This is a genomic window from Xanthomonas sp. NCPPB 3959, assembly GCF_056675575.1.
Map to the genome: position 1 here is coordinate 40,818 of NZ_JBWWVR010000024.1, position 21,921 is coordinate 62,738.

General features: G+C 65.2%; 16 protein-coding genes. 8 read left to right on the forward strand and 8 right to left on the reverse strand.

The genetic code is table 11. The annotated features are described in order from the left end of the window. Nucleotides 1-16 precede the first annotated feature (16 nt). Nucleotides 17-994 carry a hypothetical protein gene (locus tag AC1KVG_RS20280; RefSeq protein ID WP_481095594.1) on the reverse strand — a complete coding sequence of 326 codons (978 nt, stop codon included), beginning with the start codon at nucleotides 992-994 and terminating at the stop codon, nucleotides 17-19. 332 nt (nucleotides 995-1,326) lie between these two features. After that, entirely contained in the window at nucleotides 1,327-2,208 is an 882-nt protein-coding gene (locus AC1KVG_RS20285) for an outer membrane protein assembly factor BamD (protein ID WP_006450711.1), read from the reverse strand. A 119-nt stretch (nucleotides 2,209-2,327) separates the two neighbouring features. Here AC1KVG_RS20285 and rluD point away from each other — a divergent pair, with 119 nt between their 5' ends. The 4 genes from rluD (at nucleotide 2,328) to AC1KVG_RS20305 (ending at nucleotide 5,169) form a co-directional block, all read left to right on the forward strand. After that, nucleotides 2,328-3,323 (forward strand): 23S rRNA pseudouridine(1911/1915/1917) synthase RluD, encoded by a 996-nt coding sequence (rluD, locus tag AC1KVG_RS20290; protein ID WP_006450712.1) that lies wholly within the window; start codon nucleotides 2,328-2,330, stop codon nucleotides 3,321-3,323. Between the two features lies 1 nt (nucleotide 3,324). Then, the gene (gene pgeF / locus AC1KVG_RS20295; protein WP_481095595.1) at nucleotides 3,325-4,140 is read left to right on the forward strand and encodes a peptidoglycan editing factor PgeF; all 816 of its coding nucleotides are present in this window, start codon (nucleotides 3,325-3,327) and stop codon (nucleotides 4,138-4,140) included. Nucleotides 4,141-4,142: 2 nt separating this feature from the next. Next, nucleotides 4,143-4,673 (forward strand): DUF4166 domain-containing protein, encoded by a 531-nt coding sequence (locus tag AC1KVG_RS20300; protein WP_481095596.1) that lies wholly within the window; start codon nucleotides 4,143-4,145, stop codon nucleotides 4,671-4,673. A gap of 70 nt (nucleotides 4,674-4,743) precedes the next feature. Then, the gene (locus AC1KVG_RS20305) at nucleotides 4,744-5,169 is read left to right on the forward strand and encodes a thiol-disulfide oxidoreductase DCC family protein (protein WP_481095597.1); all 426 of its coding nucleotides are present in this window, start codon (nucleotides 4,744-4,746) and stop codon (nucleotides 5,167-5,169) included. Nucleotides 5,170-5,281: 112 nt separating this feature from the next. On the opposite strand, the gene AC1KVG_RS20310 is transcribed toward AC1KVG_RS20305, so the two are convergent. From AC1KVG_RS20310 to AC1KVG_RS20335, 6 genes are all read right to left on the reverse strand, one after another. Further along, nucleotides 5,282-7,150 (reverse strand): methyl-accepting chemotaxis protein, encoded by a 1,869-nt coding sequence (locus AC1KVG_RS20310; RefSeq protein WP_481095598.1) that lies wholly within the window; start codon nucleotides 7,148-7,150, stop codon nucleotides 5,282-5,284. A 432-nt stretch (nucleotides 7,151-7,582) separates the two neighbouring features. Beyond that, the gene (locus AC1KVG_RS20315) at nucleotides 7,583-10,021 is read right to left on the reverse strand and encodes a glucose/quinate/shikimate family membrane-bound PQQ-dependent dehydrogenase (RefSeq protein WP_481095604.1); all 2,439 of its coding nucleotides are present in this window, start codon (nucleotides 10,019-10,021) and stop codon (nucleotides 7,583-7,585) included. Nucleotides 10,022-10,609: 588 nt separating this feature from the next. Next, entirely contained in the window at nucleotides 10,610-11,977 is a 1,368-nt protein-coding gene (gene otsA / locus AC1KVG_RS20320; protein ID WP_023904889.1) for an alpha,alpha-trehalose-phosphate synthase (UDP-forming), read from the reverse strand. Then, entirely contained in the window at nucleotides 11,974-13,752 is a 1,779-nt protein-coding gene (locus AC1KVG_RS20325; protein WP_255085836.1) for a glycoside hydrolase family 15 protein, read from the reverse strand. The genes otsA and AC1KVG_RS20325 overlap by 4 nt, the downstream gene beginning before the upstream one ends. 49 nt (nucleotides 13,753-13,801) lie before the next feature. Further along, nucleotides 13,802-14,560: a trehalose-phosphatase gene (gene otsB, locus AC1KVG_RS20330; protein WP_481095599.1), complete on the reverse strand. Its 759-nt coding sequence runs from the start codon at nucleotides 14,558-14,560 to the stop codon at nucleotides 13,802-13,804. A 234-nt stretch (nucleotides 14,561-14,794) separates the two neighbouring features. Further along, nucleotides 14,795-17,230: a TonB-dependent receptor plug domain-containing protein gene (locus AC1KVG_RS20335; protein WP_481095600.1), complete on the reverse strand. Its 2,436-nt coding sequence runs from the start codon at nucleotides 17,228-17,230 to the stop codon at nucleotides 14,795-14,797. Nucleotides 17,231-17,458: 228 nt separating this feature from the next. Between AC1KVG_RS20335 and AC1KVG_RS20340 the strand changes: the two genes are divergently transcribed. The 4 genes from AC1KVG_RS20340 to AC1KVG_RS20355 all read left to right on the forward strand — a co-directional run bounded on the left by AC1KVG_RS20340 (nucleotide 17,459) and on the right by AC1KVG_RS20355 (nucleotide 21,743). Beyond that, nucleotides 17,459-17,932 (forward strand): DUF3574 domain-containing protein, encoded by a 474-nt coding sequence (locus AC1KVG_RS20340; protein ID WP_170118597.1) that lies wholly within the window; start codon nucleotides 17,459-17,461, stop codon nucleotides 17,930-17,932. 11 nt (nucleotides 17,933-17,943) lie between these two features. Further along, nucleotides 17,944-18,828: an FG-GAP repeat protein gene (locus AC1KVG_RS20345; protein WP_481095601.1), complete on the forward strand. Its 885-nt coding sequence runs from the start codon at nucleotides 17,944-17,946 to the stop codon at nucleotides 18,826-18,828. Between the two features lie 147 nt (nucleotides 18,829-18,975). Continuing rightward, entirely contained in the window at nucleotides 18,976-20,577 is a 1,602-nt protein-coding gene (locus tag AC1KVG_RS20350) for a hypothetical protein (RefSeq protein ID WP_481095602.1), read from the forward strand. After that, nucleotides 20,574-21,743 carry a lysozyme inhibitor LprI family protein gene (locus tag AC1KVG_RS20355; RefSeq protein ID WP_481095603.1) on the forward strand — a complete coding sequence of 390 codons (1,170 nt, stop codon included), beginning with the start codon at nucleotides 20,574-20,576 and terminating at the stop codon, nucleotides 21,741-21,743. Before AC1KVG_RS20350 ends, AC1KVG_RS20355 begins: the two co-directional genes overlap by 4 nt. The last annotated feature ends 178 nt before the right edge of the window (nucleotides 21,744-21,921 follow it).

Sequence of the window (21,921 nt, forward strand, 5' to 3'; positions counted from 1 at the left end):
CGATTGGCTATTCCAGTCAGTAGCCGGGCGCGCCGGCTGCCGCTGCGGTGGCCGGTGGTTGCGCGAAGCGGGTGAGCAGGTCCAGGGTCGGCTTGGGCCGCGCCAGGTCGTACATCAGGCCGAAGTGGCCTTCGGCGCCCTGGATCGTGGTCTGGTCCAGCAATTCGTAGACGTTCACTTCGGACACCACATCGGCATAGTTGGTTCGCACGTTGCTTAGCAACTGCGCCAGGCTGTCGTAGCAGCCGCGATCGCCTTGCGCACCGCCGGTGGTATTGCCGGTGTAGATCTCCGCACAGTTCAGCTCGTTGAAGAACACCGGCGTGTTGTAGGTCTGCGCGGCAGTGCGCAGCTGGCCCAGATACAACTCGGTCCAGTAGCCGGCGTCGTGGTGGAAGGCGTAGTAGTGGAAGCTGATGTGGTCGAAGTCGAAGCCGGCCGCCTTGGCCTTGGCCAGAAACCACAGCGAGCCATTGCGATCGCCCGGGCAACGCGCGTTGGCGCTGCGGTCGTCGCTGTTGCAGGCGGTGATGTTGATGGTGAAGCGCAGGCCGGCACCCAGTTCGTTGGAGGCCTGGCGCATGCCCAGATACATCGTGGTCATTGCGGCGATGCGGGCATCGGCCTCGGCGCGCACCAGATCCTGTTCGTTGCCGATCTCCCAGACCTTGATGTCGGCCGCATAGCGACGTGCCAGCTGGTAGCCGATCTCGCGCGACATCGGGTAGACCATCGGGCGCAGCGTGATGCCGTACTGACGCGCCAGCGGGACCAGGGCGTCCAGCGTTGCGTAATCGCGCGGGTCCACATCGAATCGGTAGCTGCGCAGGTTGCGCGCGGCCAGCAGTTTGAAGCGTGCCTCGGCCTGGGCCATGGGGTAGCCGGGGCGATTGTCGTGGGCGTTGACGCCGTAGACGATGGGCGCCGCAGTGGCAGTCGCGGTCAGTGTCGCCAGCAACAGCATGAGCATCAATGGGACGATGGAGCGAGACATGCGGCCTCCTTGGCTGGCACCTGTGGGGGAGTCGGATCTTCTTCGAGGCGAGTATAGGCAGCACGTGCGGGCGGTTCGGTGATCTGGCGCCAGGTCTGGTGACGTGCTCGCAAGTGCCGCAGGCGGGCTGCGAGAACGCGCGGGGTGCCGGCGCGAAGCTACGTCATGCTGGGCGGTCGGTTGCCCGGTGGATCAGACGTGACCGTGGTCTGGCACTGCAAGGGCCTGCGGCAATCGGCACGCCGCCGTCGCAAGCGTGCTGCTGCATCTGCAATGACGCAATAAAAAAGGGGCCTTGCGGCCCCTTTGGGTATTCAGCTGCGTCCGCTGTCTCAGTCGCGACTCATCTGCGAGTTGCGCTCGCCGCTGGCAGCGGATTTCTCGCCAGCGAACGGGTTGAGCTTGCGGATGGCCCACGGGTACTTCGGCCAGTTGCCGGTCAGCCACGGATGCTGCGGGCTGTTGAGTTCCAGCACGCGGCGCGCGTCGGCGGCCAGGGTCTTGTTGCCCAGATGCGTGTAGGCCTCGGCCAGCACCGCGACCGCGTCGTACTGGTAGGCGCTCTGCGGATAGGTTTCCAGCAGGTAATTGGCACGACCAGCCGCCGAGACCCAGGCATTGCGGCGCAGGTAGTACAGCGCGTTGTCCAGCTCATGCTGGGCGAACACGTCGCGCAGTTCGATCATTCGCTTGCGCGCATCCGGCGCGTAACGGCTGTTCGGATAGCGGTCGGTGACGGTATTGAAGTCGTTGTAGGCCTGCTGCGGCGAGGACAGATCGCGACGGCTCGGGTCCAGCGACCACACGCGGCGCAGGAACACCGTGTCGCGGTTGCTGTTGGCCAGACCACGCAGGTAATACAGATACGAGATGTTGCGATGGGTCGGGTAGGTACGGATAAAGCGGTCGACGCTGGAGACGGTGTCGTCGTGCTTGCCGGCCTTGTACTGCGCATACGCAGTCTCGATCATCGCCTGCTCGGTGTACGGGCCGTACGGGTACTGGGCGATCAGGCGCTTGTAGCTGGCTTCGGCGCCGGCCCAGTTGCCTTTCTCCATCAGACCGTGGCTCTTGCCGTACAGCTGCTCGACCGGCATGCCCTCGTCGGGATTCTTGTTCTTGGCGCCGCGGTGGCAACCGGTGACGACGAACGCCATCACCAGCATGAGGGCAATCAGGCGCGCAGGCGCGGAAAACGTGGACCGTCGGATCATGGGTCTGGGCAGGACGCATCAGGAAAACGAGAGCGCGATGATAGCCTAGTGGCCTGTCCGGCGACTGACTCCCGCCGCCCGGACCCCAAATTCCCGCTTTTGCCTGAGTGCCTGTGTCCATGTCCGACCCATCTGCCGAACCCCTCGACCCGTCCATCCGCCAGGCCATCGTGCCCGACAACGCCGCAGGGCGCCGTTTCGACGCGGTGCTGGCCGAGCTGTTCCCCGAATTCTCGCGCTCGCGGCTGTCGGAGTGGATCAAATCCGGCGATGCGCTGCTGAACGGCGAAATGGCGCGTCCGCGCGACACCTTGCGCGGCGGCGAGAGCGTGCAGGTGCAGGTGGTGTTGGAAATCCAGACCCATTCCGAGCCGCAGGACATCCCGCTGAGCGTGTTGTACGAAGACGACCAGGTGCTGGTGATCGACAAGCCGGCCGGGCTGGTGGTCCACCCGGGCGCCGGCAACCCGGACGGCACCCTGGTCAATGCGCTGCTGTTCCGCGACCCGGCGCTTGCGGCCGTGCCGCGTGCCGGCGTGGTGCATCGTCTGGACAAGGACACCAGCGGCGTGATGGTGGTGGCGCGCACCGTGCAGGCGCAGACCGCGCTGGTGGAGCAGCTGTCCGCGCGCGATGTGCATCGCCAGTATCTGGCGGTGGTGGTGGGCGCGCTGGTCTCCGGCGGCACCGCCAATGCGCCGATCGACCGCCACCCGCGCGATCGCCTGAAGATGGCGGTGCGCGACGACGGCCGCGATGCGGTCACCCATTACCGCCTGCGCGAGCGCTTCCGTGCGCACACCGCGCTGGAATGCCGCCTGGAAACCGGGCGTACCCATCAGATTCGCGTGCATATGGCGCATCTGAAATCGCCGATCGTCGGCGACCCGCTGTACGGCGGCGCGCTCAAGTTGCCCAAGGGCGCCAGCGACGAATTGGTGCATGAATTGCGCACCTTCAAGCGCCAGGCGTTGCATGCCGAAACCCTGGAATTCCTGCATCCGGTCAGCGGCGAGCCGGTGCGCGCCAGCGCGCCGGTGCCGGTGGATCTGCAGCGGTTGATGACCGCGTTGCGCGAAGACAGCGTGCGCGCCGCCGAGCAGGCACGCCGCTAAGGTGGCAGCCGTCGCGCCGTTCGTGTTGCCGGCCAACTGGCCGGCACCGCCGCGCATCCACGCACTGACCACGCTGCGTTACGGCCTGGGCGAATCGCAGGCGCCGTTCGACACACTCAACCTCGGCAATCGCAATGCTGCCGACGGCGACGTGCCGGAACGGGTGGAGCGCAACCGAGCGCTGCTGGTCGAGGCGCTGGCACTGCCCAGCACGCCGCACTGGCTGCGCCAGGTGCATGGGGTGGAGGTGGTGCGCTTCGCTGCGCCGCCGGTTGCGACCGGCGAGCCGATCAGTGCCGCGGACGATGTCGCGCCGGGTGCGCGGGAAGCGGTTGCCGATGCTTCGGTGACCGACGTGCCCGGCGTGGTGCTGGCGATCCTCACCGCCGATTGCTTGCCGGTCGTGCTCGCCGCCGGCGATGGCAGCGAAGTCGCCGCCGCACATGCGGGTTGGCGCGGGTTGGCCGACGGCATGCTGGAGCGCAGCGTGGCGGCCATGCGCACGCCGCCGCAGCACATGGTAGCGTGGTTGGGGCCGGCGGCGGGGCCGCAGGTGTACGAAATCGGGCAGGACGTGTTCGACGCCTTCGTCGCGCACGATGCGCAGGCGCAGAGCGCGTTTGTTGCCACGCGCCCAGGGCATTGGTTGATGGATCTGTATGCCTTGGCGCGTCAGCGCCTGCAGCAGGCCGGTGTGCCGGCTGGCGCCATCCATGGTGGTGGGTTGTGCACCATTTCCGACCCGCAACGCTTCTTCTCGCATCGTCGCGATCGCTGCAGCGGGCGCATGGCCACGCTGGCCTGGATCGCGCCCTGAGCGTGCCGTTGTTCGTGCTGGGGCAGGGCGCGTTCGCGCAGCTGCCTGTGCCTGTGCCTATGCCGGTGCGTGCGCTGCATTCTGTGCAGCAACGGCAGACCTTTGCCGGTAGGGCGCAGATCCAGCGCGGTCGCCATCTGTTGGTGCCAGTGCTGGCGTTGCTGAGCCGGTTGCCGCGCAGCGGCGAAGTGGAGGTCGAAGTGGAATTTCTTGCCGACGCGAATGGCGAGCGCTGGCATCGCTGTTTTGACGGCCTGCCGATGCATTCGCGCTTGTGGCGGCACGGCAACGGCTTGCGCGAACATCTGGGCGCGGTGCGCTTCGAATTCGCGCTGCACACCGATACGCAGTCGCTGTGCTGGCAGGCCACCCGTGTGTGGGCGTTCGGCTGGATTCCGCTGCCTGCGCGCTGGTTCGAGCAGGTGCGTTGCCGCGAGCATGCCGACGCTGGCCGCTATGGATTTCTGGTCGACGTGCACCTGCCGCTGGTCGGCCCGTTCATTCGCTACGAGGGTTGGCTTGAACCGCGTTGATCCACCGCTCGTTGAAGTGCCTCACGTGGAGCTGCCTCACTCGGAGCCTTCTCACTCGGAGCCGCCTCGGGTGGAGCCGCCCTGCGGTAAGCCAGGCCAGGCGCCCGCGACCATCGTCTTCGATGGCGTGTGTCTGCTGTGCAATGGCTGGGTCAAATTTCTGCTGCGTCACGATCGGCGTGGGCGTTATCGCTTTGCCGCGATGCAGGGCCAGGCCGGACGCGCGTTGTTGTTGCAGCACGGTCTGGATCCGGACGACCCGCTGTCGTTTCTACTGGTGGATGCCAGCGGTGCGTGGACCGACAGCGATGCGATCGTGCGGGTCCTGGCTGGCTTAGGCGGCATCTGGCGGCTGGCCACTGTGTTGCGTGTGGTGCCCAGCGGCGTGCGCGACATCGGCTATCGCCTAATCGCACGCAATCGCTATCGCTGGTTCGGTCGCACCGAGCATTGCATGTTGCCAAGCCCCGAGCAGCGTGCACGGTTTCTTGATTAGCGCTTATCTCAGCGAGCGAGCTCCGCGTAGGAGCGCACTTGTGCGCGATGGGCGTTACCGGTAACGCCCATCGCGCCCAGGTGCGCTCCTACGGTGATTCCGTGACGGCCGCTTACGCCGCCGCGTTTCCAAAACTTGCACGCACTACGTTTGCGTTGCCGTTATGGGCAGGCTGCAGGCGGAAAATCGACACCGCATCGGCCAGCTCCACTGCCTGTTCTTCCAGGCTGCGTGCAGCGGCGGTGGCTTCTTCCACCAGCGCGGCGTTGCGTTGGGTGACTTCGTCCAATTGCGCGACCGTGCGGTTGACCTGTTCGATGCCGCTGGATTGCTCGGCGCTGGCGGCGGTGATCTCGCTCATGATGTCGGTGACGTGCTTCACCGAGCCGACGATCTCGCGCATGGTCGCGCCGGCGCGGTGCACCAGGCCCGAGCCCAGTTCGACCTTGTCGGTGGAGTCGGCGATCAGCGTCTTGATCTCCTTGGCCGCATCGGCCGAGCGCCTCGCCAACGCGCGCACTTCCGAGGCGACCACGGCGAAACCACGGCCTTGCTCGCCCGCGCGTGCGGCTTCCACTGCGGCGTTGAGCGCCAGGATATTGGTCTGGAAGGCGATGCCGTCGATGACGCCGATGATCTCGCCGATCTTGCGCGAGGCGGTGCTGATCTGGCTCATGGTGGACACCACGTCGTCCATCACCTTGCCCCCGCTCTGCGCCACTTCGCCGGTGCCCACTACCAGACGATTGGCCTGCAGCGCGCTTTCCGCATTCTGCTTCACGGTGGAGGTGAGTTCTTCCATGGAGCTTGCGGTTTCTTCGAGGTTGGCGGCCTGCTGCTCGGTGCGTTCGGACAGGTCGGTGTTGCCGGCAGCGATTTCCACCGCGGCCTGGCGAATGGTGTCGGAGGCAACCTGGATACCGCCGATGATTTCGGTCAGACGGAGTACGGTCTGGTTGGTGTCGTCGCGCAGGCGCGCAAAGATGCCGTGCGCATCGCCCTCCACACGCTGGGTGAGGTCGCCTTCGGCCATGGCGCCGATCACGCGTGCCAACGCGGCCAGGTGGGTTTCCACCGAGTCGTAGATGCGGTTGATGCCCTGGGCCAGCGACAGCAGCACACCGTCCATGCCGTCCATCTGCATGCGCCGGCTGAAATCGCCGACGGCGGCGGCATCGATGATCTGGATCAGCGCCTGCTCGGCATTGACCTGCGCGGTGACGTCCATCCACTGCGCGATGGTGCCCAGCTTGGTGCCGTCGGCGGCAATGATGGGGCTGTAGACGAAGTCGATCTGGCGGCCGAAGAATGGCGCGCGCACCGCTTTGGAAGCGGTCAATGCGCGCATGCGGTCGATCGCCGCCTGGCTGTCCGGATAGATGTCGCCGATGCTGCCGCCGACGAAGCCTTCGGCATGGAAGCTGGGGCGGAAACTCTGCACATCCGGCTCGATCAGCTTGAGCATCGCGAGCAATTTGCGATTGGCGAACAGCACCTGGCCGTCGTCGTCGGCGATGCGGATCATGGTGTCCAGATCGTCCAGCGCCTTGATCACGAACTGGCCATGGCGCAGGCCTTGTTCCATCACGTCGATGCGGATGGCCAGCTTGTCCTGGGTCGCCTGCAGCGCATGCAGCAACGGCGCAAGCTCGCCGGATGCGTTGCGCAGCTCCACGCGCTGAAAGCGCTCATCGCCCATCGCCGCGACCACGCCGATTGCCTGCTGCAACTGTGCGCTGGTGCGACGGCGCGACCACCACCATAGCCCTGTACTGGCGATGCCCACCACCAGCAGTGCCGGCAACATCCGTCCCAGCCCGCTCCAAAAACCACCGGGCACCAACGTGGCGGCGTAGAGCGTCAGCAGTACCAGCAGCCCGATGTGCGCAGCGGCGGGAAGCCAGGCCATTCCGGTGGCACGCGCAAGGCTCCTGCCGGCAGATGGGCGGGGGACAGCGGTGGCATCGTGTGAAGGCAACATAGGCTGGGTCCGACTAGGTGATCTGGGATGGGTCTGCGTCCGGCAGGAAATACGCTGCATTGGGGGTATCGGCGGCTGAGCCCGAATCATGACGGCGTGAAATTGCCGTTCGTCGGAATGTGGGCGCTAAGCGGACGAAATCGCCGATGTGATTGATTTGGAAGCGGTTTCAGTGCGGTTTGGTACGTGATGGAATGGTTGTGCGGCGTCGGGATCTGAGTTTTTAAATGTAAATTTCGAGTGAAATATCATGGGCTGATTAACGCCGGAATCGTGTCTGCGGCGGGCGTCTTAGAAGCGCGCGCACGCCTCCCATCAGCCGCGACACTCGCAACCGCTCTTACGATTCCCACTTCCAATCCCCACAAAAAAACCGACCGTCTCGCGACGGTCGGTTCAATCTGTTGCACTCACTAACGCAGTGTCGGCCGATTACTTGGCCGGCGTGGCCTGCGCATCGTCCGGCAATGCCCAGGCGATGACGCTGTCGCCGGACTTGGTTTCCATGCGGTCGTGTCCACCCACGGCGGCCACGATGTACTGCTTGCCGTCGATGGTGTAACTCAGCGGGGCTGCCTGCGGGCCGGCCGGCACGCGGGTCTCCCAGACCTGCTTGCCGGTGCGGGTGTCAAAGCCGCGCATGAAGTCGTCCAGGGTCGCGCCGATGAAGGTCACGCCACCAGCCGTGGCGAGCGAGCCGCTGTTGTTGGGCGTGCCGATTTCGAACTTGGTCTTGGACGGGATGCCCATCGGGCCCTGGTCGTAGCCGGTGCCCAGCGGACGGCGCCAGATCACCTGCTGCGTGCGCAAATCCACGCCGGAGATGTAGCCCCATGGCGGTGCCACGCACGGCGTGTTGAGCGGCGACATCCACGGCTCCTTGCGGGCGCCGTAGGCCAGGCCCTTCTGCGCCATGTAGCCGGGGGTCTTGCTCTTGCCGTCGAACACCGAGACCACGCCCAGCTCGTTCATTTTCTCGCGGGTATAGACCTGCAAGGTGTACGGCAGGCGATTGCTGTTCATCACCATGATGCCGCGCTGCAGATCGACCGAGACGCCGCCCCAGTTGATGCCGCCGTGGTTGCCGGTGAACGCCAGCGAGCCTTGCAGGGTCGGCGGGGTGAACATGCCTTCGTAGCGCAGCTGTTTGAACTGGATACGGCAAGCCAGCTGGTCGAACGGGGTCATGCCCCAGGCATCGGATTCGATGATGGTTTCGTACTCGCGGCTCGGCGCGCCCACGGTATTGGGCATGCCCGGCGAGATCGGCTGCGTGGCAGCGGTAAAGTCGCCGTGATCGGTCCCTTGCGGCACGGCGATCTGCTTGACCGGCATGATCGGCTCGCCGGTGGCGCGGTCCAGCACGAACACCTGGCCGGACTTGGTGGCCTGGATCACCGCAGGACGGGTACCGCCGCCAGCGACCGGCCAATCGACCAGATTCGGCTGCGGGCCGATGTCGTAATCCCACAGGTCGTGGTTGACGGTGCGGAAGTGCCAACGCTCCTTGCCGGTGGCCGCGTCCACGGCGACCAGCGAGGCGGTGTATTCCTCATCCTGCGGCGTGCGGCCCTTGCCGAAGAAATCGCCCGAGGCATTGCCGGTGGGTAGATAGACCAGGCCCAGCTCGTCGTCGGCAGACATCAGCGACCACACGTTCGGGGTCGAGCGGGTATAGGTCTGGCCGGCCGGCGGCTCGGCGGTGATCGCCGGGTTGCCCAGGTCCCAGGCCCAACGCAGCTGGCCGGTGAGTGCATCGAAGCCACGCACCACGCCCGAGGGCGCATCGCCTTCCTGGCCGTCGCGCACCTGGCCGGTGGGCTGGATCACCACACCGCGCATCACCACAGGCGGCGAGGTCGGGCCGACGAAGCCCGGCTTGGTGTTGCCGGTGCCGGCATTGAGATCGACAAAGCCGTTGTTGCCGAAGCTGGTGCACAGCTTGCCGGTCTGCGCGTCCAGCGCGCCGAGGCGGCCGTCGACCATCGGCCAGAAGATCCGGGTCGGGCACTCCGCGGTGCCTTCCGGCGCCTGGTAGTACGACACGCCACGGCAGGTGGTGGCGGCAACGCCGGCCATCGCCTTCGGGTTGGTCTGCGGGTCGAAGCGCCAGCGCTCCTTGCCGTTGGCCGCTTCCACCGCGATCACTTTCTGGGTCGGGGTGCAGATGTAGAGCAGGTCGCCGACCTTGAGCGGGGTGTTCTGGAAGGCGTAGCCCAGCTTGGAGCCGGCCGGCTTGAGATCGCCGGTATGGAATTCCCAGGCCACCTTCAGGTCCTTGGCGTTTTCCGGGGTGATCTGCGCGCCGGGGGTGTAATGGTTGGACAGGTTGGAGCCGGCGTACGACGTCCAGTTGCTGGCATCGTGGTTAGCCGCGACGTTGCCGTCCGGGCTGGGCACGTTGGCGCGGCTGAACGGCGTTGCGTTCTCGGCCGGCAGCTTGGAGGCATCGGCCAGTTCGACATTGCGCGGTACCAGCAACGGCCACAGGATCAGCGCTGCGCCCAGGATCGGCAGCACGCCGGTCACCAGCACATAGCTCAGACCCGACAATGGCTGCATGCGCCGACGCGCCACGCCCCAGAACGGCAGCAGCACCAGGCCGAGCACCGACATCATGGCCAGACGCGGGACCAGGCCCCAGCCATCCAGGCCCACTTCCCACAGCGCCCACGCGATGGTGGCCGCCAGCGTGGCGCCAAACAGCCACAGGCCGGCACGCTTGCCCAGCGCCAGCAAGACGCCAGCCAGGAACAGGCCGATGCCTGCCAACAGGTAGTACCAGGAACCGCCAACGGCAACCAGGCGGCCGCCTTCGTAGGCGAGCACCGCACCGAGCACGGCGATCACCACCGCATAGGCCACCAGCAACCAGGTGCCTAGCCCACGTTTTGAGGATTGATCAGTCATTTTGAGATGTCAGGAAGGACCCAGGCACCAGCAAACGGTGGCGAGTCGTGGAGGGAGAAAGATCACAGGCTGGCAAAGGGCGGCCCCGATCTAAAGAACAACGCCCTAAACAAGAACGTCAGGATATGAACGCGCAGCCCCTCCCAGGGTCCTCAGCGCTAATCATGTGAATATTTTAGACCGCAAATACCCGCGTGTCCGTGACGGAATGAGAACCAGCGTTCCAACCTGTGTGGATGGAGTGCTGAAAATGCTCAAATCGGAAGGAATAGAGTGCTGTTGGTGCCAGACGGTCTTGGTGGCATTCGTGTGCGGCGACGAATGCATGATGCTGCCATAGCTCTATTTCGCTATTGACTCGATCGGCTGAGCGAGGATTCGGGATTCGGGAATGGAGATTCGTAGAGCTGAGGATTTTTCACTCTTACGTGCACACGTACCCTCATCCGCCCTTCGGGCACCTTCTCCCGATGGGAGAAGGGATGCGCCAGTGCGCGACGCATCTGTGTGCTGGTAGCGCGTGTGCGCTGGTCGCTCGGGAAGCCAGATTCAAATATCGGCCAGTGCCTGCAAATACCGCTGGCGCCAGTGATTGATGTTGTTCTTGCGCAGGTGATCCATCATTGCCCGCCAGCGCTCGATGCGCGTGGCCAACGGCATGCTCGCCGCAGTCGCAATCGCATCGGCTACGCCATCCAGATCGTGCGGATTGACCAGCAGCGCTTCTTTCATTTCATCGGCTGCGCCGGCCAACAGCGACAGCACCAGCACGCCCGGATTTTCCGGATCCTGCGCCGCCACGAATTCCTTGGCGACCAGATTCATGCCATCGCGCAACGGCGTGACCAACCCCACCGAAGCGGCGCGATAGAAACCGGTCAACGTGGCATGGCTGAAGTTCTGATTGACGTAGCGCAGCGGCGTCCAATCCGGCTCTGCATGGCCACCGTTGATGTGGCCTGCGATCTGCTCCAGCTGCCCGCGCAACTGGCGATACTCGTTGACGTCGCCGCGCGACACCGGCGCGATCTGCAGATAGGTCAGGCTGCCGGATTGCTCCGGATAGCGCTCCAGATAGCGCTCGAATCCCTGGAAGCGTTCCGGCAGGCCTTTGGAATAATCCAGACGATCGACACCGATCGCCAGCTGACGGCCGCGCAGACTTTCGCGCAGATCACGCACCGCCTGCTTGCCAACCGAGGCCTTTGCCTGGTTGGCGATCAACTCGGTATCGATGCCGATCGGGAAGGAGGCGGCGCTGAAACGGCGCCCGCCAGGGCCCTCGACGATGTCGCCTTCGAGAATGCGCCCACCGCCGAACAGACGCACGTACGCCTTGAAGCGCTCCGCGTCGCGCTGGGTCTGAAAGCCGACCAGGTCGTACGCATAGAAGGTGCTGAACAAACGCGCGTGATCGGGCATGGCCTGCATCAGGTCGGCCGAGGGCATCGGCACGTGCAGGAAGAAGCCCATCTTGCAGCCCACACCCAGCTCGCGCAGCATCGCGCCCAGCGGAATCATGTGGTAATCGTGGATCCACAGCGTGTCGCTGTCTTTCAGCAACGGCGCCAGTTTTTCCGCGAACAGCCGATTGACGCGCATGTAGCCTTCGCGCGTGGCGCGGTCGTAATCGACCAGGTCCAGGCGGAAGTGCAGCAGCGGCCACAGGGTGCGATTGGCGAAGCCGTTGTAGTACGAATCGATGTCGCGTTTGTTGAGGTCCATGGTGACGAACTTGATGTCGCCATCGGTCTGCTCATGCATGCCGCCGCTGTCGCCGCGCACGGTCTTGCCGCTCCAGCCGAACCACACCCCACCACGCTCCTTGAGCGCGGCCAACAAGCCAACCGCCAGGCCGCCCGCACGGTTTTCGCCGGGCACTGCAACGCGGTTGGATACCACCACCAAACGACTCATGACGCCTCCTGCCAGCTCCGCGACAAGCGCATTGCTGCAATGATCAAACCCACATGCGAATAGGTCTGGGGGAAATTCCCCCAGGCTTCGCCGTCTTCAAACGATAGATCCTCGGACAGCAAGCCGAGGTGATTGCGGCGCGAGAGAATGCGCTCGAACAGTTCACGTGCCTCGTCCTTGCGACCGATCGCGGCCAGCGCGTCGATGTACCAGAACGTGCAGATGGTGAAGCTGGTTTCCGGCGCACCGAAGTCATCCGGTGCGATGTAGCGATACAGCGCATCGCCATGCTTGAGCACGCGACCGACGGCTTCCACGGTGCGCACGAAGCGGCTGTCGTCGTTGCCCACGATGCCGATATCGGCCAGCAACAACAGCGAGGCATCCAGGCGGTGACCACCGAGCGTGTCGGTGAAATGGCCGTGTTCGTCGCTCCAGGCTTCCGTCAGCACGCGCTCGCGAATGCTGTCGGCACGTTCGCTCCAATACACGCTGCGCTCCGGCAGCACCAGGCGGTCGGCGATCTTGGACAGGCGATCGCAGGCGGCCCAGCACATTGCAGCGGTGTAGGTATGCACTTCGGCGCGGCCGCGGAATTCCCACAGGCCGGCATCGGGGACGTTGTGCAGCGCGAATGCGCGCTCGCCCAGCGGCTCCAGGCGACGGAAAGTATCCGCATCGCCCTGATCCTTCAGACGCAGATCGAAGAACAGCTGCGTCGAAGCCAGCACCACGCTGCCATATACATCGTGCTGCTTTTGAATCCAGGCCAGGTTGCCGCGTCGCACCGGGCCCATGCCGCGGTAGCCGTCCATGGTGTCGACTTCGTGCTCTTCCAGCTGCGATTCGAAACCGATGCCGTATAGCGGCTGCAAGGTGCCATCGCTGGTGGCGATGTTGAAGATATAGCCGATGAATTGCTCCATCGTGCGCGTGGCGCCCAGGCGATTGAGCGCGCGCACCACGAAGGCGGCATCGCGCAGCCAGCAATAGCGGTAGTCCCAGTTGCGTGGGGTATTGGGCGCTTCCGGAATCGAGGTGGTCATCGCCGCGATGATGGCGCCGCTGTCTTCGTACTGGCACAACTTGAGTGTGATCGCGCTGCGGATCACCGCCTCTTGCCAATCGAGTGGAATCGACAGATAGCGCACCCATTCGCGCCAGTATTCTTCGGTGCGTTCCTGCGCTTCCTGCACGTAACCGGTGAGCGAGCGGGTGAGCGATTCGTCCACGCCCAACACCAGATTGACCGGGTGGCTGAGCACGAACGGCAAGCCATCGCGCACGAAGCGCACCGGTACATCGGTGGTCAGGCGCAGGGTGAATTCCGGCAGTACCCAACGGATGTGATTGCTGCCCCAGGTGGTTTCCGGGGTGCGGCCGCCCCAGTCGGCCAACGGGCGTGCGCGCACCACGATGCGTGGATTGCCAGCCAGCGGGCGGATTTGCCGGATGATGCTCACCGGCCGATAGAAACGCCCGTTGTTGCGCCAGCGCGGCGCGAAGTCGATCACTTCCACTTCGCCGCCGTGGATGTCGCGCAACACGGTGCGCAGCACGGCGGTGTTGGGCAGGTAATGCTGCTCGCTACTTTCGAAGTCCTCCAGCTCAACGGCAAAGTCGCCGCCTTCGCCCTTGGGCGAGAGCAGCGAACAGAACGCCGGGTCGCCATCGAAAGCCGGCAGGCAACTCCACACCACACGTGCCTGCCGATCGACCAATGCACCGAAACTGCAGTTGCCGATGACGCCCAGATCCAGGTTTGGCTCGGTCATGGAGTGCGAACGATCCTTTTTGAAGAGAAGAGGGGAAGGCGCGCGGCTCTCAGGCTGGGCGCGCGTTGCGTTGCAACCACGCATGCACATCGGCAGTGCCAGCGACGCGGAAGCGCGCGCTGGTCTGCGCGCGATCGCCGACCAGCACGCTCCAGCCGCCGAGGCGATTGGCAGCTTCGAAGCCGAATTCATCGGTGAGGTCGTCGCCGACGAACACCGGTGTGCGGCCGGCGAATGCGCCGTGCTGCATCAGTTGTTCGACCGCCAGGCCCTTGTTGCTGCCTTCGGGAACGAATTCCACGACGTGGTCGCCAGGCTGCAGGCGATAGCCGGAAAGTTGTGCGATTTCCTGTTGCGCGAAGGCCAGCACATCTGGGCCGGCGAGCGGCTGTGCGCGCCAATGCAGCGCAACGCTGACGCCTTTGTCTTCGACCAGCACGCCGGGGTGTTGATGCGTGAGTGCGGCGGCGCGCTGATGCAAGCCGTGCAGCCATTCGGAGGTGTCTTGCGGCATCGCGGCGCGTGCGGCGATATCGCTGCGTAGCTCATGGCCGTGCAGGCCGGCAGCCGGGAGCAGCAGCGGCGCGAACAAGGCGTCCAGTTGCGATAGCGGTCGCCCGCTGACCAGTGCGACTGCACCATTGAGGCGATCGCTCAAACGCCCGATGGCCTCGCGGACCTCGGGCAAGAGCCGCACAGCCTCGGGGCTGTCGGCAAAGTCGATGAGGGTACCGTCCACGTCCAGAAACAATGCGCAGGCATCGTCCAGCAATGGCGGCAACGGAAGGGGGGAATACACGTCTGCCATCACGCTAGTGTGCGCAAAGCGGTGTGATATTCAGGTTATGCAGTAGCGGGTGCGGTCCCTTCTCCCCTCGGGAGAAGGTGCCCCGCAGGGGCGGATGAGGGTACGAGCGAAGCCTCGTGCAGTTGGAACGCCACGAGGGCTTCGCTCCGTACCCTCACCCCAACCCCTCTCCCGTAGGAGAGGGGCTAAAGCAGCCTATCTGAGGAAGAGAGGTTTTAAGCTCTGCGCTGTTGCTCAGAAGCTATACCGCACCCGCCCATACCAATACGCGCCATTGCTGCCGATCGGCGAGAGCACGTCGTAGGGCAGGTTGCCGAAGTAGGCGATGTCGTCGATGGAGCGGTCCGAGTAGTTGTCCAGGATGTTCTGGCCGCCGATCGCCAGCGTCCACTGCGTCCCCAGGTGGTACTCGGCTTCCAGATCCAGCTGCCACTCGGCGCCGTAGGTCTGGCGTGGCACGAAGCCGCCGCCGAAATCGAACACGCGGGTGGCGCTGCCGTAGCGATTGACGCGCGTCTGCAGGTTCCAGTGCTCGTTGTTCCAGTTGGCTGCCAGGGCCGCGCGTGTGCGTGGCGCGGCATCGGTGAGCGTGTTGCTCTCTTCCACCCCGAACAGCACGTAGTCCGGGTTCAGTGCCAGCAGCTGCGCCGGGGTGCCGATGACGTTTTTCAATTCGGTCTTGGCGTAGCTGTAGGTGCCGGTCAGCAGCAGGTCGCCGCCGAAGGCGTACTGGCGCCAGTTGCCGACCAGCTCGGCGCCGCGGGTGCGGGTGTCGGCGGCGTTGAGGAAGTAGCTGGCGCTCTGCACGCCGGTGACGCCGAAGTTCTGCTGCACGAAGTCGGTCAGCGTGTCGCCGGTGATGTCTTCGGACAGCGCGATGCGGTCGTCGATGTCGATCTGGAAGAAGTCCAGCGACAGGTCGAAGTGATCGCCCAGCTTGCTGGTGAAACCCAGGCTGTAATTGAGCGACTTTTCCGGCTTCAGGTCGGTGGCGCCGAGCGCGCGTGCGATCGGGTTGTTGACCGACAGCAGGCGGCCCTGGGTCAGGCGACCGGCGGCGTCGTAGCCGGTGGAGGTGGCCTCGTAGCCGATCTGGCTGAGCGAGGGGGCACGCACGTTGTTGGAGATCGCGCCACGCAGCGCGAACGCCGGTGCGAACGCATAACGCGCCGCCAGCTTGCCGGTCCATTGGCTGCCGAAATCCTGGTAATGCTCGTAGCGGCCGGCCAGGTCGGTGGAGAACTTGTCGCCGAACTGGCTCGACACGTTGGCGTAGGCGCTGGCCACATTGCGGGACAGATCGGCCTCGTCCTGCGGGGTGAGGCCGCCGCCGGCCTGCGAGCCGGTGGGACGATCGGTGAACGGGCCGGCCGCATAGCTGGCCGGGTCGCCAGCGTGGGTGCGGTATTGCTCGCGGCGGAATTCGGCACCGGTGCCGAAGGTGTGGGTGGCGCCGGCGGCATCGAACACGCGGGTAAGATCCAGATTGCCCACGGTCTGCGCGAAGGCGAAATCGCCGGTCTTGAAGCGGGTGGTGCTGCCGGGGCCGAGCGAGGCATTGAGCGAGTTGCGCAACCGGTAGGTGAAGTCGTTGCGGCCGTAGTTGACGCTGGCGTCGTAGTCCCAGTTGCCCAATTGCCCACGGGCGCCGGCGACGATCTGCAGATCGCGATTCTCGCCTTCGGAAATCGGGCGGTAGCCGTTGGGGTAGATCTCGCGCCAGTTGGCGCTGCCATCCGGGTAGCGGAAATAATTGGCGCCTTCGGTGTCGCGCTGGTTGTAGGTGCCGAAGGCGTAGAACTCGCCGTTGGCGCTGAAGGGAATTTTGGTGTTGAGCCAGGCGTTCAGGCCTTTGGTGGCGCCGTCGCCGAGCACGTAATTGCGCTGGCCGGCCAGCGCCAGATTGGCTGGGGTCTGTTCTTCGAACGAGGGAATCTGGTCGAAGCCGGCGCGGTTGGTGGCCTCGCGATTCTTCAGCTCCAGGCCCACCTTGAAAAAGCCGCCGTCATCGCCGAGCAGGCTGCCGACCTTGGCGCTGGCGTAGCTGGTCTGGCCATCGGTGACGCGGCGATTGATCGGCTCCACATCGGTGTTGTAGGCGCCGAAGCTGGCTTCCAGCTCGCCGCGCTCGGGGTTGTCGTCCAGGATCACGTTGATGACGCCGGCGATCGCGTCCGAGCCGTATTGCGCACCGGCACCGTCGCGTAGCACTTCGATGCGCTTGATCGCATTGATCGGGATGGAATTGAAATCCACCGGCGTGGTGCCCTTGCCGATCTTGCTGTCGGTATTGACCAGCGCCGAGGTATGCCGGCGCTTGCCGTTGACCAGCACCAGCACCTGATCGGGCGAGAGCCCGCGCAGCTGCGCAGCGCGGATGTGATCGGCGCCGCCGGAGTTGGACTGGCGCGGGAAGTTGAACGAGGGCAGCAACGCCTGCAGCGCGCTGCCTAGCTCGCCATTGACCACGCCGGCCTTGCGGATGTCTTCGGCGGTGAGCACGTCCACCGGCACGGTCGATTCCAGTACGGTGCGGTCGCTGGCACGGGTGCCGGTGACGATCACCGTGTCCAGCGTGGGGGCGCCGGGGGCGGCCTGCTGGGCCTGTGCGTTGGCGCTCAACACGGCTGCCACGGCCATGCCGATAGCCGAAAGGGTGGGGCGGGTCATTTCTCTCTCCTGCGACTGCAACTGCAAACGCGCCGCGCGGTCGGCATCCGGCCGGGCAGGGGCGCAAAGGGGTTCGGATCGTCCACATTCATCCGGATAGAGAGATGTTATCGCGTTGTTCAGACGCGTGCGAGATGGCACAGTGCGCGCACGCCGGCATCAGCTGATGCCCGGCCTGCATGAGCCTGCCCAATACGCGTTGTAAAAATATCCGTTGTGGAGAAGTCGATGAAGTTGCTGCCGTCCTGCTTGCTTGCCGCCATGTTGGCGTTGTCCGCCTGTGCCACCACTCCCGGCGGCGCGCCGGGCTCGACCACTGCCAGCCTGCAAGGCGATGCGGCGCGGCCGGCGACCGCCCGCGGCTGGGTACGCAGCGAGCTGTACTTTGGCGTGGGCGAGGAAACCGGCCCGGCCGATCGCCCGCAAACCCGCACCATCGACGAGACCCAGTGGCGCGCGTTCCTGGACAAGGAAGTGACGCCGCGCTTCCCGGATGGGCTGACCGTGTTCGACGCCTACGGCCAGTGGCTGTTCCGCGGCGCCAAGGAGCCGAACCGGCTGGGCACCAAGGTGCTGGTGATCCTGCACGAGGACACCCCGCAGCGGCGCAACGATATCGAGGCGATCCGCCTGGCCTGGAAGCAGGCCACCGGTCACCAGTCGGTGCTGTGGTCGCGGCAGGCGGTTGAGGTGTCGTTCTGAGTCTGCTGACCATGCGCCTTGAATCTCTGCGCCGAATGCGTGTGAGGGCTGCGCGCGCGCTGTTATTCGCCGCGCTTGGCGGGCTGTCGTTCGCGTCCTTGGCACGCGACACCAGCGTGCAGGTGCAGATCGACGCGCACACGCGTGCCACCGCCACACTGGTCGGCGCACGCCTGCAGGTGGTGTTTAGCCCAGGCGGCAAGGAGCAATGGTTCGACGCGAACGTGGACGACGGCGAAGGCGGCACGGGCGTGGACAGCGACGACTACAACTTCGATGGGCACCCAGATCTTGCGGTGTCGGCAATGCTCGGCCAGGTCAACGAGGCGGTGCTGGTGTTTGTGTTCGATCCGGCGCAACGCCGCTTTCGTGCACTGACCGTGCCCACGCGCCCGGCGGTGCAATGCGAAGGTTTCTTCAATCTGACGCCCGACAAGCAGCAGCGCAGCTTGACGAGCTCCTGCCGCAGCGGGCCGATGTGGTACGCCGACGTCTATCGCTACGCCGCCGATGGGCGGCTGTATGTGGCCAGGACGCAGCAGCCGATCGCCTCGCCCGACATCCAGACCTTGCTGGATCCAGGCACCGACGATGGCATGCCGCTCTCGGTGTGGCCGCGTTATGACGCGCGCGGGGCGAAGGTTTCAAGCGAGATCGGCACGACGCTGGAGGCACCGATGCCGGTGCAGCTGCGTGTGCAGGTGGCGCGCCTGCCGCTGTACGCCACGCCTAATTCGACCAGCACCAAGCGCTATCTGGTGCAGGGCGATCGGGCCGACGCGCTGGATGTCAGCGCTGATGCCACGCGCGTGCAGGTGCGCTATCGCAGTGCCGGCCGCAGCGACAGCGTCGGCTGGATCGAGGTCGCTGCAGCGATGCAGGAGCGGACGCAGTAGCGCTTATGGGCGGCAGCGTGCCGGCAAGCGCCGGACGGGCGCACCCTTGCATCGACCAGCGCAACGACACGCTCTGATCCATCGCGCCGCTGTCGCGCATGCGGGGCAGCGGCTACCATCGGGCGATCCCCACGCTTCCTGGCTCCCATGTCGGCCTCTTCCTCGCGTACTGCGGCATCGCCGCGCTGGTTCGTCGCCGGCGACCTCAATGGCTTCTTCGGCCTGGTCGTCGACAATCTCTCCATCCTTGGCTTCATCGCGATGGCGCTCATCGGGATATTCCAGTTTCCCGCTGACGTGATATTCGAACGCATGTTTCCTGGCACCGCGTTCGGCGTGCTGGTTGGCAATTTGCTCTACACCTTGATGGCGCGGCGGCTGGCCGCACGCAGCGGACGCGACGACGTCACCGCGATGCCGCTGGGCCTGGATGCGCCCACCAGCATCGGCATGGCGCTGCTGGTGCTCGGCCCGGCGTTCGTCGGCTTCAAGGCGCAGGGGTTGGACCCGCAGGCGGCCGCCATTGCCACCTGGAAACTCGGCATGGCCTCGCTGGTGGTGATGGGCCTGCTCAAGCTGGTGCTGTCGTTTGCTGGCGAGGCGGTCACGCGCGCGCTGCCGCGGGCGGCGCTGCTCGGTTCGATCGCGGGCATTGCGTTGGTGCTGATGGGCTTGCTGCCGCTGCTGGAAACGCTGCGTTCGCCAGTGGCCGGCTTTGTCACCTTGGGCCTGCTGTTGTACGTGCTGCTGGCCAAGGGCCGGTTGCCGACCAAGTTGCCGGGTGTGCTGGTCGCCTTCGTCATCGGCACCGCGTTGTATTACGGGCTGGGACTGGCCGGACTGGGTGCGCCGGGTTTTGCCGTGCCGGACTGGGCGACGCCCAAGATCGTGTTGCCGCTGCCGAACCTGGGCTTTATCGAAGGACTGCCGGCCACGGTGGCGTACCTGCCGTTGCTGCTGCCGTTCGGTCTGTTGATGGTGGTGGGTGGCATTAATGTCAGCGAGAGCGCACGCGCTGCGGGCGATGACTACCGCACCCGCGACATTCTGTTGGTGGAAGCCTTCGCCACCCTGGTCGCAGGCGTGTGCGGCGGCGTGGCGCAGACCACGCCGTACATCGGCCAGCCTGCGTACAAGCATATGGGCGCGCGTTCGGGCTATACGTTGCTGACCGGGTTGTTCGTCGGCATCGGCGGCATGCTGGGTGTGATCAGCGGGCTGGTGCAATGGGTGCCGCTGGCGGTGCTGGCACCGATCATCGTGTACGTGTCGATCGACATCACCACGCAAGCGTTTCAGGCCACGCCCAGGCATCACGCGGGCGCGATGGTGTTGGGCTTTCTGCCTTCGGTGGCGTACCTGCTGACCATCAAGGCGCCTGGCTGGATCCCGCCGGAGCAACTGGTCGCACTCACCACCAAACTCGATGGTCACGGCTTGCCGGAGTTGGCGGTGATCTTCGCGCTGGGCAATGGTTTCATCATCACCGCGATGCTGTGGATCGCAGCCGTGGCGGCGATGATCGACGGCCGGCTGCGACGTGGCGCGGTGTTTTTGTTGGTGGCCGCTGGCCTGACGTTGTTCGGCCTGATCCATTCGGTGGACCCGCGCGGCGGCATCTATCTACCGTGGTCGCTGCAAGGCCTGGCGCGGGTGATCAGCTGGCAGTTCGTCGGCGCCTATGTCGCGCTGGCGGTGACGTTGTTGCTGCTGTCGCTGCTGCCTGCACGCAAGGAGGCGTTGCAATGAACTATCGCTCGGCCGCGGTGCGGATAGTGGTTGGTGGTGCCCTGTTGCTGGGTGCAAGCGGTGCCTGGGCGGCCTCGTTCGATTGCAAGCAGGCGAGCACTGCGGTCGAAAAACGGCTGTGTGCGGTGCCGGCGCTCGGTGATCTGGACGATCAGCTGGACGAGTCCTATCGGGCGCTGGTGGAGACCACGCCGCGCAGTTCGGTGGCGAGCGTGCGCGATCAGCAACGGGCGTGGCTGCGGCAGCGCAATGCCTGCGCGCAGGACGCCAAGCTGGACGACTGCCTGCAGCGCTCATTGAAGGCCAGAGCCGATGTGCTGGCCAAGGCGCTGACTGCGCAGCAACAGGCACTGGATCGCATCATTGCCAGCATTCCCACGGCGCCTGCCGACGCGGCGCGCCAGTTGCAGGGCTACGACACGCCGCTGGCCTCGGCGTGGCTGGCTTACTTGCATCAGTTCGTGCCTGCGGCGGGGGTGGATGCGGCGCTGGCCAATGCGCGGTTCGAGAGTGCGCGCAAGGCATTGCGCAAGGTCGACACGTTTGCGGCCTCGTTGCTCGACGATGTGGATGGCATGCCTGCCATGCAGGCACCAGAACGCGTCTTGACGTTGCTACGCTTGTGGATCGAGCGCGACGACAGCGATCAGCGTCCTTACGTGCATTGCTTCATCTTCGCTGCGGTGGGTGAGCCGGCATACGACGCATTTGGCTCGCTGTATGGGTCGACACGCGACGGGTTTGCGCCGATCTGCAAGCCGCCGGGCGGTCTGTTTGCATTGGCCAGCTGGAAGCAGCTGGATGCGGGCTTTGCCGGGTTGATCGAGGCATTGAGCAAGGATGCCGGCACCATTCGCTACGCCAGTTACGCCGAGTGGAAAATCATCGCGCTACGCGCGTCGGTGTCGCCGTTGTTGTATCTGACGCCTGCACTGCGCAAGAGCTACGGCGACGATCCGGACAAGGCGATTGCGGCCTGGAGCGGGGAAGACAGCGAGTGGCCGGCGGCGCAACGCAAGGCCGTGCGCGCGTTGCTGCCGAAGGTGCGTGCCGATACGGCAGCGTGGCTGATGCGCGAGAAGCGCCTGCCTGCGAAACAGGCCGATCAGGTCGCCGCCGCCATCGTGGCGGCTTGGGTGAATGCGCGGTTGGATTTCGCAAGCTGAGCGCGGCGGGCACACCTACTTCGCGGGTATGAGACGGCTGGCGTTGTTGCTTGATGCGGCAACGCCAGGCGTCCTTGTCCGAGACTAGGTAATGTGGATAAGCCGAAGCCTGCGGTCTGCGGCTTGGCTGCAGGGCCCTTGCCCGCCCACCATCGCGGGACACGCCGCAAGTACGTCC

Coding starts and splice junctions, on each gene's coding strand:
- AC1KVG_RS20280 (WP_481095594.1), bottom strand. CDS start 994: ATGTCTCGCTCCATCGTCCCATTGATGCTCATGCTGTTGCTGGCGACA.
- AC1KVG_RS20285 (WP_006450711.1), bottom strand. CDS start 2,208: ATGATCCGACGGTCCACGTTTTCCGCGCCTGCGCGCCTGATTGCCCTC.
- rluD (WP_006450712.1), top strand. CDS start 2,328: ATGTCCGACCCATCTGCCGAACCCCTCGACCCGTCCATCCGCCAGGCC.
- AC1KVG_RS20310 (WP_481095598.1), bottom strand. CDS start 7,150: ATGTTGCCTTCACACGATGCCACCGCTGTCCCCCGCCCATCTGCCGGC.
- otsA (WP_023904889.1), bottom strand. CDS start 11,977: ATGAGTCGTTTGGTGGTGGTATCCAACCGCGTTGCAGTGCCCGGCGAA.
- AC1KVG_RS20325 (WP_255085836.1), bottom strand. CDS start 13,752: ATGACCGAGCCAAACCTGGATCTGGGCGTCATCGGCAACTGCAGTTTC.
- otsB (WP_481095599.1), bottom strand. CDS start 14,560: ATGGCAGACGTGTATTCCCCCCTTCCGTTGCCGCCATTGCTGGACGAT.
- AC1KVG_RS20335 (WP_481095600.1), bottom strand. CDS start 17,230: ATGACCCGCCCCACCCTTTCGGCTATCGGCATGGCCGTGGCAGCCGTG.
- AC1KVG_RS20340 (WP_170118597.1), top strand. CDS start 17,459: ATGAAGTTGCTGCCGTCCTGCTTGCTTGCCGCCATGTTGGCGTTGTCC.
- AC1KVG_RS20345 (WP_481095601.1), top strand. CDS start 17,944: ATGCGCCTTGAATCTCTGCGCCGAATGCGTGTGAGGGCTGCGCGCGCG.
- AC1KVG_RS20350 (WP_481095602.1), top strand. CDS start 18,976: ATGTCGGCCTCTTCCTCGCGTACTGCGGCATCGCCGCGCTGGTTCGTC.
- AC1KVG_RS20355 (WP_481095603.1), top strand. CDS start 20,574: ATGAACTATCGCTCGGCCGCGGTGCGGATAGTGGTTGGTGGTGCCCTG.